The organism is Sagittula sp. SSi028 (assembly GCF_048553715.1).
In the GTDB taxonomy this organism is placed as follows: Bacteria; Pseudomonadota; Alphaproteobacteria; order Rhodobacterales; family Rhodobacteraceae; genus Sagittula.
The window spans coordinates 26,642-40,009 of the sequence record NZ_JBLZNC010000002.1 but is presented as its reverse complement, the minus strand read 5'-3'; the positions used below and the strand labels follow the sequence as shown (position 1 = coordinate 40,009).

At 63.2% G+C, this 13,368-nt stretch carries 10 protein-coding genes; 1 reads left to right on the top strand and 9 read right to left on the bottom strand.

What is annotated here, in order from left to right; genetic code table 11:
• Positions 1–89: 89 nt before the first annotated feature.
• The 9 genes from purU to ACN5AZ_RS03600 form a co-directional block, all read right to left on the bottom strand.
• On the bottom strand, positions 90–974 hold the full coding sequence (purU, locus tag ACN5AZ_RS03640) for a formyltetrahydrofolate deformylase (protein WP_419427496.1): 885 nt from the start codon (positions 972–974) through the stop codon (positions 90–92).
• Positions 974–1,882 (bottom strand): bifunctional methylenetetrahydrofolate dehydrogenase/methenyltetrahydrofolate cyclohydrolase FolD, encoded by a 909-nt coding sequence (gene folD / locus ACN5AZ_RS03635; protein ID WP_419427495.1) that lies wholly within the window; start codon positions 1,880–1,882, stop codon positions 974–976. Before folD ends, purU begins: the two co-directional genes overlap by 1 nt.
• Positions 1,879–2,802, bottom strand: a complete 924-nt coding sequence (locus ACN5AZ_RS03630; protein WP_419427494.1) for an electron transfer flavoprotein subunit alpha/FixB family protein — start codon at positions 2,800–2,802, stop codon at positions 1,879–1,881. The genes folD and ACN5AZ_RS03630 overlap by 4 nt, the downstream gene beginning before the upstream one ends.
• The gene (locus ACN5AZ_RS03625; protein ID WP_419427493.1) at positions 2,802–3,554 is read right to left on the bottom strand and encodes an electron transfer flavoprotein subunit beta/FixA family protein; all 753 of its coding nucleotides are present in this window, start codon (positions 3,552–3,554) and stop codon (positions 2,802–2,804) included. The genes ACN5AZ_RS03630 and ACN5AZ_RS03625 overlap by 1 nt, the downstream gene beginning before the upstream one ends.
• 29 nt (positions 3,555–3,583) lie before the next feature.
• On the bottom strand, positions 3,584–6,031 hold the full coding sequence (locus tag ACN5AZ_RS03620; RefSeq protein WP_419427492.1) for a GcvT family protein: 2,448 nt from the start codon (positions 6,029–6,031) through the stop codon (positions 3,584–3,586).
• 24 nt (positions 6,032–6,055) lie between these two features.
• Positions 6,056–8,488, bottom strand: coding sequence for a GcvT family protein (locus ACN5AZ_RS03615; protein WP_419427491.1), 2,433 nt, complete (start codon positions 8,486–8,488; stop codon positions 6,056–6,058).
• Positions 8,489–8,496: 8 nt separating this feature from the next.
• Positions 8,497–9,054, bottom strand: coding sequence for a helix-turn-helix domain-containing protein (locus ACN5AZ_RS03610; protein ID WP_419427490.1), 558 nt, complete (start codon positions 9,052–9,054; stop codon positions 8,497–8,499).
• Positions 9,055–9,204: 150 nt separating this feature from the next.
• Positions 9,205–10,680, bottom strand: coding sequence for a PLP-dependent aminotransferase family protein (locus tag ACN5AZ_RS03605; protein ID WP_419427489.1), 1,476 nt, complete (start codon positions 10,678–10,680; stop codon positions 9,205–9,207).
• Positions 10,681–10,733: 53 nt separating this feature from the next.
• Positions 10,734–12,110, bottom strand: coding sequence for an aspartate aminotransferase family protein (locus tag ACN5AZ_RS03600; protein WP_419427488.1), 1,377 nt, complete (start codon positions 12,108–12,110; stop codon positions 10,734–10,736).
• A 264-nt stretch (positions 12,111–12,374) separates the two neighbouring features.
• Here ACN5AZ_RS03600 and ACN5AZ_RS03595 point away from each other — a divergent pair, with 264 nt between their 5' ends.
• Positions 12,375–13,361 carry an ABC transporter substrate-binding protein gene (locus tag ACN5AZ_RS03595; protein ID WP_419427487.1) on the top strand — a complete coding sequence of 329 codons (987 nt, stop codon included), beginning with the start codon at positions 12,375–12,377 and terminating at the stop codon, positions 13,359–13,361.
• The last annotated feature ends 7 nt before the right edge of the window (positions 13,362–13,368 follow it).

Sequence of the window (13,368 nt, the reverse complement as noted above, 5' to 3'; positions counted from 1 at the left end):
CGAGGCAATTTGCAGCAAACATGCAAAAGGGTCCGAGGCGTGCTTCGGACCCTTTGAGTGGCATTTTGTTGCCGGTGTGTTGGCCGGTATCAGCCCATGCGTTCGCTGGAAAAGCTGCCCGGCGAAGCGGGGAAGACCACGGTTTTGTTGCCGTTGAGAAAGGCGCGGTGATGCACATGGGCGTGGATCGCGCGCGCCAGCACAGAGGCCTCGACATCACGGCCCAGCGACACGTAGTCCGACGCTGATTGCGCATGGGTGATGCGCACGATGTCCTGTTCGATGATCGGCCCCTCGTCGAGATCGGCGGTCACGTAATGGGACGTCGCCCCGATCAGCTTTACCCCACGCTCAAACGCCTGTTTGTAGGGGTTTGCCCCCTTGAAAGACGGCAGGAACGAGTGGTGGATGTTGATGATGCGCCCCGACATCTTCTGGCACATCTCGTCGGACAGGATCTGCATATAACGGGCCAGAACGATCAGCTCTGCGCCTGTATCCTCGACCACTTTCATGATCTCGGCCTCGGCCTGAGGCTTGTTTTCCTTGGTGACCTTGATGCAGTGAAAGGGAATATCCGCGTTCACCACCACCTTTTGATAGTCCATGTGGTTGGAGATCACGGCCACGATTTCCACCGGCAGCGCGCCGATTTTCACGCGATACAGCAGATCGTTCAGGCAGTGCCCGAAGCGCGAGACCATGATGACAACCTTCATCTTCTCGGACTCGTCGTGGAAGGCGTAGGTCATGCCCATCCCGTCCGCGATGCTGGCGAAATCGGCGGTCAGGGCCTCCAGCGCGGCCCCGTCTTCGGGGGTGAAACTGATGCGCATGAAAAACTGGTTTGTCTCTGCGTCATCGAATTGCGCACTGTCGGTGATGTTGCAGCCATGTTCGGCCAGAAAGGTCGAGATCGCAGCAACGATCCCGCGCCGGGAAGGGCAAGTCACGGTAAGGCAATAGCGTGTCATCAGCTGTCCTGTTCGTCGTGTAAAAGGGGCGCGTCTTCGAGCCCGTGTTGATGGCAGTAGGCGCTGAGCGTGTTGGCCAGCAGGCAGGCAATGGTCATTGGGCCGACACCGCCGGGAACGGGGGTGATCGCACCGGCCACCTTGGCTGCGGCGTCGAAATCCACATCCCCCACCAGACGGGTCTTGCCCGGCGTGTCCGCGTCAACACGGTTGATGCCCACGTCGATGACCGTGGCCCCCGGCTTGATCCAGTCGCCCTTGACCAGACCCGGCACACCGGCGGCCACCACCAGAATATCGGCCATGCGCGCCAGTTCGGGGATGTTGGTCGAATGTTTATGCGCCACCATCACCGTGCAATCGGCATTCAGCAGCAGCCGCGCCATGGGTTTGCCCACCACGTTGGAATGGCCGATGACCAGCGCGGTTTTGCCGCGAAAGTCGCTGTGATAGTCGCGCAGCATCATCATGCAGCCCAAGGGCGTGCAGGGCACGATGGCGTCCTGTCCCGTGCCCACCATCCCCACATTGGAGATGTGAAAGCCGTCCACATCCTTGTGCGGGGCGATGGCATTGATCACCGCGCGCGCATCCAGATGGTCGGGCAGGGGCAGCTGCACAAGGATCCCGTGCACCTGCGTGTCTGCGTTGAGCCGCGCGATCAGATCCAGCAGCTCGTGTTCGGGGGTGGTGGCGGGCAGGCGGTGTTCAAAGGATTTCATCCCCGCCTCCACCGCCTGTTTCCCCTTGGAGCGGACATAGACCTCGGACGCCGGGTCATGCCCCACCAGCACCACCGCCAGCCCCGGGGCCTGACCGGCCTGAGGCACAAGCTGCGCCACGCGGTCGGCCACGCGGGCGCGCAGGCGGGCGGCATAGGCCTTGCCGTCGATCAGCGTGGCGCTCATCCCAGCTTGTCCGTCATATCGGGGACCGCCTCGAACAGATCGGCCACAAGCCCGTAGTCTGCCACCTGAAAGATCGGGGCCTCCTCGTCCTTGTTGATGGCGACGATGATCTTGCTGTCTTTCATGCCCGCCAGATGCTGGATCGCGCCGGAGATGCCCACGGCCACGTAAAGGTCCGGGGCCACCACCTTGCCGGTTTGGCCAACCTGCAAATCGTTGGGGGCAAAGCCGGAATCCACCGCCGCGCGCGAGGCACCGACGGCAGCCCCCAGCTTGTCCGCAAGGCCGGAGATCAGCGCGAAATCCTGCTCCGATCCCACACCGCGCCCGCCGGAGACCACCACCTTGGCAGAGGTCAGCTCGGGCCGGTCAGAGGTCACGGTCTTGTCCGCGACATGGGCAGACAGATCCGAGGGCTGCGCCAGCGACACGCTGTCCACCGGAGCGGGCGCGCCGGTGCTTGCGGCGTCAAAAGCTGCGGTGCGCAGCGACAGCACCTTGACCGCATCGAGCGACTGAACCGTCTGGATGGCGTTGCCTGCGTAGATCGGACGTTTGAAAGTGTCGGGGGAGAGCACCTCGATCACGTCGGTGATGACCATCGCATCGAGCAGTGCGGCAACGCGCGGCAGCACGTTCTTGGCCGAGGCGGTGGCAGGCGCCACGATGTGGGTCACGCCATCGGCGTTGTCCAGCACCAACCCGGCCAGGTTTTCGGCCAGCCCGTGGGCCACCGCATCATCGGCGCAATGCAGCACGCGGTCCACGCCATCGATGGCGGCGGCGGCCTCGGCGGCGGCGGCGGTGCCGCAGACCAGTGCCGTGACCGTGCCCAGCTTGGCCGCAGCCGTCACGGCCTTGGCGGTTGCATCGGTTGCCAGCGTATCGCCGGCGGTTTCAGCCAGAAGAAGTACAGACATCACACCAGTCCCTGTTCTTTAAGTTTGCCCACCAGTTCATCGACCGAGCCGACCAGAATGCCAGCGGCGCGGCCTGCGGGTTCCTCGGTCGCGATCACCTTCAGCCGCGGTGCCAGATCGACGCCGTAATCCGCAGCGGTCTTTTCTTCGAGCGGCTTTTTCTTGGCTTTCATAATGTTGGGGAGCGAGGCATAGCGCGGCTCGTTCAGGCGCAGATCGGTGGTCACCACCGCAGGCAGCTTGACCGCAATGGTCTGCAGCCCGCCGTCGACCTCGCGGGTGACGGTTGCCGTGCCATCGGCAATCTCGACCTCGGAGGCAAAGCTCGCCTGACCCCAGCCCAAAAGCGCCGCCAGCATCTGGCCGGTGGCATTCATGTCGTTGTCGATGGCCTGCTTGCCCGCGATCACCAGTTCGGGGGCTTCCTCGGCCACCACTTTGGCAAGGATCTTGGCCACGGTCAGCGGCTCGATGTCGTCGCTGGTGTCGGTGTTGACCAGAATGGCGCGGTCGGCGCCCATGGCCAGCGCGGTGCGCAGGGTTTCCTGCGCTTTCTTCTCACCGATGGAGACGACGACCACTTCGGTGGCGGTGCCCGCTTCCTTGAGACGGATCGCCGCCTCGACGGAGATTTCGTCAAACGGGTTCATGGACATTTTGACATTGGCAAGGTCAACACCGCTGCCATCGGGTTTGACGCGAACCTTGACGTTGTAGTCGATGACGCGTTTGACGGGGACGAGAATTTTCATCTGTTGCGTGCTCCTGCTGGCGGGAAAGGTCAGACCTTCACGCGCTCTGATTTCGGGTCATAGAAGGGTTTGAGAGAGGCTTCGGCGCGGATGCGCTGGCCTGCGATTTCGATGTCATAGGTGGACGCCAGTACATCCTGCACCGACTGTCCGGCGCAGGGGACGTAGCCCATGCCCATCGCAGCCCCAAGGTGGTGGCCATAGGCGCCAGAGGCCAGATAGCCCACGATCTCGCCATCGCGCACGATGGGTTCGGCGTGATACAGCAGCGGTTCGGGATCGGTCAGTTTGAACTGCACCAGCCGGTATTGCAGACCCTCGTCGCGTTTGCGCTGGACCGCGTCGCGCCCGATGAAATCGACGTCCGTCTTCTTGATCGCAAAGCCCAGTCCCGCCTCGAGGATGTGATCCTCGGACGAGATATCATGGCCGAAGTGGCGAAAGCCCTTTTCCATGCGGCAGCTGTCCATGACATGCAGGCCGATCAGCTTGGCGTCCATGGCGCGGCCCGCTTCGCGCAGGGTTTCGAAAACATGGGCGGCCATATCGGTGCTGACGTACAGCTCCCACCCCAGTTCGCCCACATAGGTCACGCGGTGCGCCCGCGCGACGGCCATGCCGATCTCGATGTCCTGACAGGTGCCAAAGGGATTGGTGGCATTGGAAAAATCATTGGGCGAGACGCGCGACAGCAGCTCGCGCGCGTTCGGCCCCATGACGCAGATCACGGCCTCGGCCGCAGTGGCGTCAAACAGGGTGACGCGGAAATCGCCCATGTGACGGCGCAGCCATTCCTGATCGGCCAGACGTGTGGCGGCGGGGGTCACCACCAGATAGGCGGTCTCCGACAGGCGGGTGATGGTCACATCCGCCTCGATCCCGCCAGAGGCGTTGAGGAACTGGCTGTAGACGATCTTGCCCACGGGGACCGACAGGTTGGAGGCAGAGACATAGTTCAGGAATGCCTCGGCATCCGGTCCTTCGACGCGGATCTTGCCAAAGGAGGACATGTCGTAGATGCCGACATTCTCGCGGATCGCGCGGTGTTCGCGGGCGGCGTTGTCGAACCAGTTCTGGCGCTTCCAGCTATAATCGTATTCCGCAGGCTGGCCTGCGTCTGCGAACCAGTTGGCGCGCTCCCAGCCTGCCAGCTCGCCCATGACCGCGCCTTCGCGGAGCAGTTGTTCATGCAGCGGCGAGCGGCGGATCCCGCGCGCGGTGGCCTTTTGCCGGTAGGGGAAGTGATCGGCGTAGAGCAGGCCCAGCGTTTCCTTGGAGCGTTCGAACAGATAGGTCTTGTTGCCTTGAAACGGCTGCATCCGCGCGATGTCCACATCGCCAAGGTCAAAGGGTTTCTCGCCCGTGTCCATCCATGCGGCCAGCGCCGATCCCGCGCCGCCCGCCGATTGGATGCCGATGGAGTTGAAGCCGGCGGCCACCCAGACGTTGTCCATCCCCGGTGCTAGCCCAAGGTGATAGGCGTCATCGGGGGTAAAGCTTTCGGGGCCGTTAAAGAACGTGTGGATGCCGGCCTCTGCCAGCAGGGGCATCCGGTTCACCGCCTGTTCCAGGATCGGCTCGAAGTGGTCGAAATCCTCGGGCAGTTGGTCGAACTCGAAATCCTCCGAGATGCCTTTCATCCCCCAAGGCTTGGCTACGGGTTCAAAGGCGCCGAGCAGGATTTTTCCTGCGTCTTCCTTGTAGTAGGCGCATTCCTCCGGGACGCGCAGCACGGGAAGCTGGGTCAGCCCCGGCACGGTATCGGTGACGATGTAGAAGTGCTCGCAGGCGTGCAGGGGGACGTTCACGCCCATCTGGCGGCCCACCTCGTGGCCCCACATGCCCGCGCAGTTGACCACCATGTCGCAGGCGATGGTGCCGCTCTCGCCGGTCTCTGCTTGCCATGACACGCTGTTGATGCGCCGCCCGTCGCGGCCAAAGCCCGTGACCTTTGTGCGCTCGATCACCTGAGCGCTGCGCATCTTTGCGCCCTTGGCCAGTGCCAGCGCGATGTTGGCGGGATCGCCCTGTCCGTCCTTGTCGAGGTAGACGGCGGCCTTCACGTCATCGGTGTTCACATGCGGGTAGCGGGTTTTCAGCTCCGACGGGCTGATCTCCTCAACCTCGACGCCAAAGGCGCGTGCCATGGACGCCTGACGCAGGATTTCCTCGCGCCGTTCCTCTGACAGGGCCACGGTGATCGACCCGTTGCGGCGAAAGCCGGTGGCGACGCCGGTTTCCTCTTCAAGCTTGCCGTAAAGCTCTTGGGAGTATTTCGCCAGCTTGGTCATGTTCTTGGTGGCGCGCAGTTGCGCGATCAGACCGGCGGCATGCCACGTGGTGCCAGAGGTCAGCTGTTTGCGTTCCAGCAGCACAACATCGGTCCAGCCAAGCTGGGTGAGGTGATAGGCGACAGAGCAGCCGATCACACCGCCGCCAACGATGACGACGCGGGCACGTTCGGGAGGGAGAGCCATCTTTGTGGTCCTTTCAGGAAGGGGCTAGGCGCGGATGCGGACGTTATCCGCGTCCCACTGGCACATGTCGGGTTGCACGGTGGCGGTCAGGCGCTGGCCATAGACCGCGATTTCAACATCCATTCCGGCGGGCACGTGGGCGTCGAGCATGGCAATCGCCAATGCGGCCTCCACCCGGTGGCCGTAGGCGGCAGACAGCACCACACCGGCCTGTTCACCACCGGCAAAGACGCTGGCCATATAGGGGGCATCCTGTGCGCCGGTCTCGACCTTGAGCATGACCAGACGTTTCGCGGGCGGCTGCGGGGCTTCGGCCAGCGCGGTCTTGCCGGGGAAGTCCTGCGGCTTGTCCAGTTTGACGAAACGGCCAAGGCCGGTTTCGAACAGGCCGTAGTCGGCGGACAGATCGCCCTTCCACGTCAGGTAGCCCTTTTCGATGCGCAGGCTGTTGAGCGCATACATGCCAAAGGGCGTGGCCCCTGCGTCGCGGATCGCGGCATAGACGGCGGCGGTGTCTTCGGGGGCGCAATGCACCTCCCACCCCAGTTCACCGGCAAAGGACACCCGCGCCAGCATCGCAGGCTTGCCCGCAACTGTGGCCTGCTGATGGGTCAGCCAGCCAAGGGACAGATCCGCATCGGTGAGCGGGGACAACAGATCCCGCGCGGCAGGGCCGGTCAGCAGCATGGCCACCACATCGCGGGTCTTGTCGGTGATGGTCACGCTGTCGGGCATGGCGGCGCGCAGGATCTCGCCGTCGTGCCACTGCGCCACGGCGGCGGTCATCAGGGTAAAGTCATCCTCGGCATGGCGGATGCAAGACATCTCGGTCAGCACATGGCCTCGGGCGTCGGCGATGTAGATCAGGTTCATCCGGCCCACCTTGGGCAGGGCGCCGGTGATTAGACCGCGCAGGCCCTCTGCCGCGCCGTCGCCCGACACCCCGAAGCGCGAGAACCCGGCGAGGTCGATGATGCCCGCATGATCGCGCACGGCCTGTGCTTCTTCACGCACGCGCGCCTGCCACGGGCCATTGCGGTCCCATGTATGGGTCGCGCCCTCGGACGTGTCGTCGCCGTCCTTGGCGAACCAGTTGACGCGCTCCCACCCGTTGTAGGCGCCCATCTGTGCGCCATCGGCCAGCAGGCGGTCATGGTTGGGCGACAGCTTCTTGTCACGCCCCGCGGGCCATTCGTGATGCGGAAAGTGCATCGCGTATTCGTGGCCGTAGGTTTCCATCGCCTTGGCGGTGGTAAAGCCCGCATCCGCGTGGTCGGTGTAGCGGCGCGGATCGACCGACCACATGTCCCATTCGGTGTAGCCATGCATGATCCATTCCGACAGAACCTTGCCCGCGCCGCCGCCTTGGGCGATGCCAAAGGTAAAGCTGTGCGCCTCGAAGGCATTGGGCACACCGGGCATGGGGCCGATCATCGGCAGGCCATCAGGGGCGTAGGGGATGGGGCCGTTGATGTTGCGCTGCACGCCTTGGGTGCCCAAGAGCGGCACACGTTCCATCGCGTCCATGATGTACCACTCCAGACGGTCCAGATCGTCGGGGTACAGCTGAAAGCTGAAATCCTCGGGCATCTCTTTGCCCGATGCCCAGCCTACCTGACAGTTGCGCTCATACGGGCCGAGGTTGAGAGAATGAGTGTCCTGACGCAGGTAGTAGGAGCTGTCCACATCGCGCAGCATCGGCACTTTGCGGCCATTGGCCTCTGTCCATGCTTTGACCTCTGGGATGGCTTCGGTCAGGAAGTACTGGTGGCTCATGACGGTCAGCGGCACCTCGCGTCCGCCGTGGGGCAGAAACCATTCGCCCACGCGCGCGGCGTAGTAGCCTGCGGCGTTGACCACATATTCGCAGCGGATATCGCCCTTTTCCGTATGAACGACCCATTCGCCGCCCTCCCGGCTGACGCCAGTGGCGGGGGTGAAGCGCGCGATGGTCGCCCCGAGGCTACGCGCGCCCTTGGCCAAGGCCTGTGTCACCTGAGAGGGGTCGATGTCGCCGTCCAGCGGATCCCACAAACCACCTTCGAGATCATGGGTCTCCATGAACGGCATGTGACCCTGCAATTCATCGGGTGTGCACATGTCCATCTGCAGCCCCATCTGGGCGGCCATGTCGCGGACGCGTTCAAATTCCATCATGCGTTCGTGGCTGTGGGCCAGACGCACGGCACCTGTGACGTGGTAGTTGATGGGGTAGTCGACCTCGTCGGCGAGGTTGCGATACATCTCCAGCCCGTAGCGCTGCATGTTCATCACGCCGTAATTGGCAGCGAAGTTCGGACAGTTGCCTGCCGCATGCCATGTGGAGCCCGCGGTCAGTTCGTTCTTTTCCAGCAGGACACAGTCGGACCAGCCTGCCTTGGCCAGATGGTACAGCGCCGAAGTGCCCACCACACCGCCACCGATGATGACCACGCGGGCCGTAGAAGGAAGAGACATGTCAGACCTCAATAAACAGGGGGAGAGATGACCCAGATTGCCTGGGCCGGGGTGTCATAGGGATTGGCCCAGCGGTATTCCGAGCCTTTGATGCGAAAGCTGTCGCCGGTCTGCACGGTGAATGCCGTGTCACCGATCCAGATGTTCAGGGTGCCCGCGATCATGGTGACCACTTCGGTGGTGGCGCGCTGGCGCGGCGTGTCCAGTTCTGCGCCGGGCAGAAAGGTGGAATGGATGACCTCGAAGTCGTCGGTCAGATCGGGGGAGAGCAGCGCCTCCACCAGTCCGTTGTCGCGCTCGCCGATCTCGCGCCGACCGGAGGCGCGGACAACCAGCCCGCGTTCGTCCTCGGGGCCTTTGGGGGCGCCAAAGAACATCGACATCGGCGTGTCCAGAACGCGGGCAAAGGCATGCAGGTCGCTGACCGTCGGGGTGGACAGGCCACGTTCGACCTGACTGACCCAGCCCACGGATTTGCCAAGCTGCTCTGCCATCTCCGTCAGCGTCATCTTGCGCGCGCTGCGCAGGGCACGGATGTCGCTGCCAAGTGTGTCGGGGTCGTCCATGACGGGCCTTTCGGGAAAACCGGCGGTCGTGAAATTTATGACGTTATTTTCACGACATTTCGCACGGGTCAGGCAATGAAAATCTGACGGATAATTTCACGAAACATGCAAAGCGCAGGTATTTTGCCGCAAAAACGGGCAAACGGTTGGTCAGATCCGGCGGGTTGCGTCTTCGATCGCCTCGGCAAGCCGTGCCATGCCGTCGAGAATCTGCGGCGCAGCAATCGACGAATAGGCGATTCGATAATGGCTGCGGTCCGGTGCACGGCGCGCAAAGAAAGCATTGCCCGGCTCGATCAGCACAGAGGCACGGCGCAGATCCAGCGCAAGCTGCGTGGTGTCTACACCTGCGGGGGCCTTCATCCAGAACGACGACCCGCCGTGCATCTCGCCCACGTCGGGGGTGAGCCCGTAGCGGCGGATGCCGTCCTCCATAATGGCGCGGCGCTGGCCGTAGACCCGCGCCAGCCGCGCGATCTGGCTGTCGTAATGGCCCAGTGACAGAAAGTAGGCGGTGGTGCGCTGGATATGGCTGGGCGGATGGCGCAGAACCACAGTGCGCAATTTGCGCAGCTCCGCGATCAACGGCTGGTCGGCCACCACATAGCCCAGCCGCAAACCGGGGAAGATGGATTTGGAAAAGGAGCCCACATAGACGACACGCCCGTCCTGATCGAGCGATTTCAGCGCAGGCGAGGGGGGCGCGAGAAAGGACATCTCGAATTCGTAATCATCCTCGACGATGACGAAATCGTCGCGGCCTGCGCGGTCCAGCATCTCCAGCCGCCGGTTCAGCGGCATGGTCACATTGGTGGGGGCATGGTGGCTGGGGGTGGTAAAGACCACGTCGCTTTGCGCGGGGATCGCATCGGGCGGCAGGCCGTGGGCGTCCACATCTACAGAGGTGCCGACATAGCCCATCTGGTCAAAGATCCGCCGCAGCCCCGGAAAACAGGGGTTTTCGACAATGGCGCGCTGCCCGTCGGACAGCAGAAGCTGCGCGATCATCCATAGGGCGTTCTGCCCGCCGAGCGTAATCAGGATCTCGTCGGGCTGGGCGCGGATGCCCCGACGCGGCAGGATGTGGCGCAGGATAAATTCCACCAACATGGGATCATCGGTCTGGTAGCGGTCCTGTGCCAGACTGTCGAAATCCCGCCGCCCCACGGCACGCAGCGCACAGGCGCGCCAGTTGGCATGGTCAAACAGATCCGGATCGGATTGCCCGTAGATAAAGGGGTAGCGATAGTCGTTCCAGTTGGGCGGGCGCAGGATGTCTTCGCGTTGCTGGACAGGACGGGCGAGCCGTGCGCTCCAGTCGACGCCGCCGTGGGCCACTTGGGTGGATCCTGTGAACTGCGGGCGGGTTGGCGCGGTGTCGGCCACGAAATACCCGGAGCGGTCCCGCGAGATCAGGTATTCATTCGCCACCAGTTCATTATAGCCCAGCGTCACCGTGATACGCGACACGCCCAGATGTTCGGCCAGCTTGCGTGAGGAGGGCATCTTTTCCCCCGGCGCGCAGCGGCCCGAGACGATGGCCTCTGCCACGATCTGCTGGATCTGCTGTTGCAGCGTGGCCTCTGAATTGGGCGGCAGCAAGAAGATCTCGGGGGGGATTGGCATTTGTGGACCTTAAACGGGTGGGGGCGCAGACAGCACCGCGCCCCCAAGAAAGGTCAGCCGAACACTCGCGTCAAGGCACCATCCAGCGCCTCTGTGATGGCGTCGATATCGCCGGAGGTGGCAATCAGCGCGGGGGCAAGGCACAGCGTGTTGTTGTGCATCGGGATCGCGCGGGCCGTGGCCCCGATGATCACGCCCTGAGCCATGCAGTCTGCGATCACCGCCTGTACCTGCGCCTCTGCTGCGGGGGTCTTTTCTGCGCGATCGGCCACCAGCTCTGCACCGCAGAACAGGCCAAGGCCGCGCACATCGCCAATGGCCGCATGGCGGTCCTGCAAGGCGCGCAGGTTGTCCATCAACTGCGCCCCGCGTGCCTTGGTGTTGGCGAGCAGGTTCTCGTCCTCGATGATGCGCATGTTTTCCAGTGCTGCGGCGGGACCGGCGGTGCAGCCCCCATAGGTCGAGATATCGCGGAACAGCCCCATGGGGTCGCTGTCATCCTTGAACTTGTCGAACACCGCTTCGGTGGTGACAAGACAGGCGATGGCCGCATAGCCGGACGCCACGCCCTTTGCCATGGTCACCATGTCAGGCTGAATGCCGTAGTTCTGGTAGCCGAACCATTCGCCCGTGCGGCCCACACCGCAGACGACCTCGTCAAGATGGAGCAGGATGTCGTATTTGCGGCAGATGTGCTGGACGCGCTCCCAATAGCCTTTGGGCGGGGTGATGACGCCACCGCCTGCGGTTACGGTTTCCAGACAGAGCGCACCGATGGTGTCAGGTCCTTCGCGCAGGATCACCTCCTCGATGGCGTCGGCGGCGCGCTCGCCGTAGTTTTCCACGTCCCACTGGGCACGGTATTCCAGACAATGGGGCACCTGCACGAAACCGGGGGTGTAGGGGCCGTAGCCTGCGTTGCGCTCCGGCTGGCCGCCTGCGGACATCGTGGCAATGGTTGACCCGTGGTAGTCGCGTTCACGGAAAAGGATCTTCGATTTCTTCCCGCCGTAGTGTTTGTGCGCGATCTGGCGCACCATCTTGAACGCTTTCTCGTTCGCCTCCGAGCCGGAGCTGATGGAATAGACACGGCTCATCCCCGGCATGCGTTCGATGAGTTTTTCAGCAAATGTCGCGCCGGGCACCGAGCCCGCGCTGCCTGCAAAGAAGTTGAGCTTGGTCACCTGATCGCGAATCGCGTCCCCGATGCTGGCGCGGCCATAGCCCACGTTCACCGTCCAGACCCCGCCAGAGACCGCGTCGAGATGTTCGCGTCCCGTGGCGTCCCAAAGCCGCAGGCCGTGGCCTTCGACCATGACACGGGGATCAATGGTTTCCAGTGGTTTGTGCTGGGTCAGATGGTGCCAGACATGGGCGCGGTCGGCATTGATGACGGCGGAAAAATCATTGGCAGATGTGGGTTGGTTCACGGGGAATCCCTCCGGTGGAATACAAGTTGAGGAAGAGCAGTTGCACCGTCTCGGATCGTCCCGCGGCGGGCTTGGCTCTTAGGCTGTGCCCAAAATTGCGCCATGCGTAGGGCCAGAAGGTCGTATCCCGTAAGTCCAGATGCTAAGACGGATTGAGCCGCGCGGACGCTGCGCATTTTGTAGGCACAGGCATCGTCCGGGACGGCGGTGCACCCCGTGACCGTGCCACCCAAGAGCGCGGCCCAGCCAACCAAGGAGACACCAATGAAGACTTTGACCAAACTGATGACCGGCGCTGCGGTGCTGTTTGCCGCGCAATCCGCCAGCGCGCAGGAACTGACCGTGGGCTACTTCCTCGAATGGCCGATGCCGTTCCTCGCGGCCAAGGCGGACGGCACCTATGACGAGGCGCTGGGCATGGAGGTGAACTGGGTCGCCTTTGAAACCGGCACCGCGATGTCGGCGGCCATGGCGTCGGGCGACGTGCAGATTTCGGTAAGCCAGGGTGTGCCGCCGTTTGTGGTCGCGGCCTCTGCGGGGCAGCCGCTGCAGGTTGTGGATGTGGCGGTCAGCTACTCCGAGAATGACAACTGCGTGGTCGCCACCGAGTTGGAAATCGACAAGGAGTCGGCTGCAGAGCTGGCCGGGAAAAAGGTCGCCGTGCCGATCGGCACCGCCGCGCATTATGGCTTCCTGAAGCAGATGGACCACTTTGGTGTGCCGCTTGAAAGCCTGACCGTTGTGGACATGGCCCCCACCGATGGCGCGGCTGCGCTGGCGCAGGGCTCTGTCGATTTTGCCTGCGGCTACGGCGGTGGCCTGTCGCGCATGAAAGAGCACGGCAATGTGCTGCTGACCGGCGCCGAGAAGGAAGAGCTGGGCATTCTGGTGTTCGACGTGACCTCCGCCCCCGCCGATTTCGTCACCGAAAACGAAGCACTGGTGGCGGATTTCCTCGCGGTGACGGCTGCGGCAAACGCGGAATGGGTGGCCAACAAATCCCCCGAAATGCTGGAAAAGATCGCCTCTGAATCGGGCATGTCCGTTGAGGCGACCGAGGCGTCGATCTCGACCTTTACCTTCCCGACCATCGAAGAGCAGCTGTCCGAGACGTGGCTGGGCGGCAATGCGCAGACCTTCATGAAGGGTGTGGCGGACGTCTTTGTCGAGGCAGGCAGCATCGGCTCCGCGCTCGACAGCTATGAGGCGTCGGTGAACACCGGCCCGCTGTCCGCTGCGATGTCGCAATAACACCATT

Bases quoted from the DNA above. Each gene is read 5' to 3' on its own strand.
- purU (WP_419427496.1), bottom strand. From the start codon at position 974: ATGACACGCTATTGCCTTACCGTGACTTGCCCTTCCCGGCGCGGGATC.
- folD (WP_419427495.1), bottom strand. From the start codon at position 1,882: ATGAGCGCCACGCTGATCGACGGCAAGGCCTATGCCGCCCGCCTGCGC.
- ACN5AZ_RS03630 (WP_419427494.1), bottom strand. From the start codon at position 2,802: ATGTCTGTACTTCTTCTGGCTGAAACCGCCGGCGATACGCTGGCAACC.
- ACN5AZ_RS03625 (WP_419427493.1), bottom strand. From the start codon at position 3,554: ATGAAAATTCTCGTCCCCGTCAAACGCGTCATCGACTACAACGTCAAG.
- ACN5AZ_RS03620 (WP_419427492.1), bottom strand. From the start codon at position 6,031: ATGGCTCTCCCTCCCGAACGTGCCCGCGTCGTCATCGTTGGCGGCGGT.
- ACN5AZ_RS03615 (WP_419427491.1), bottom strand. From the start codon at position 8,488: ATGTCTCTTCCTTCTACGGCCCGCGTGGTCATCATCGGTGGCGGTGTG.
- ACN5AZ_RS03610 (WP_419427490.1), bottom strand. From the start codon at position 9,054: ATGGACGACCCCGACACACTTGGCAGCGACATCCGTGCCCTGCGCAGC.
- ACN5AZ_RS03605 (WP_419427489.1), bottom strand. From the start codon at position 10,680: ATGCCAATCCCCCCCGAGATCTTCTTGCTGCCGCCCAATTCAGAGGCC.
- ACN5AZ_RS03595 (WP_419427487.1), top strand. From the start codon at position 12,375: ATGAAGACTTTGACCAAACTGATGACCGGCGCTGCGGTGCTGTTTGCC.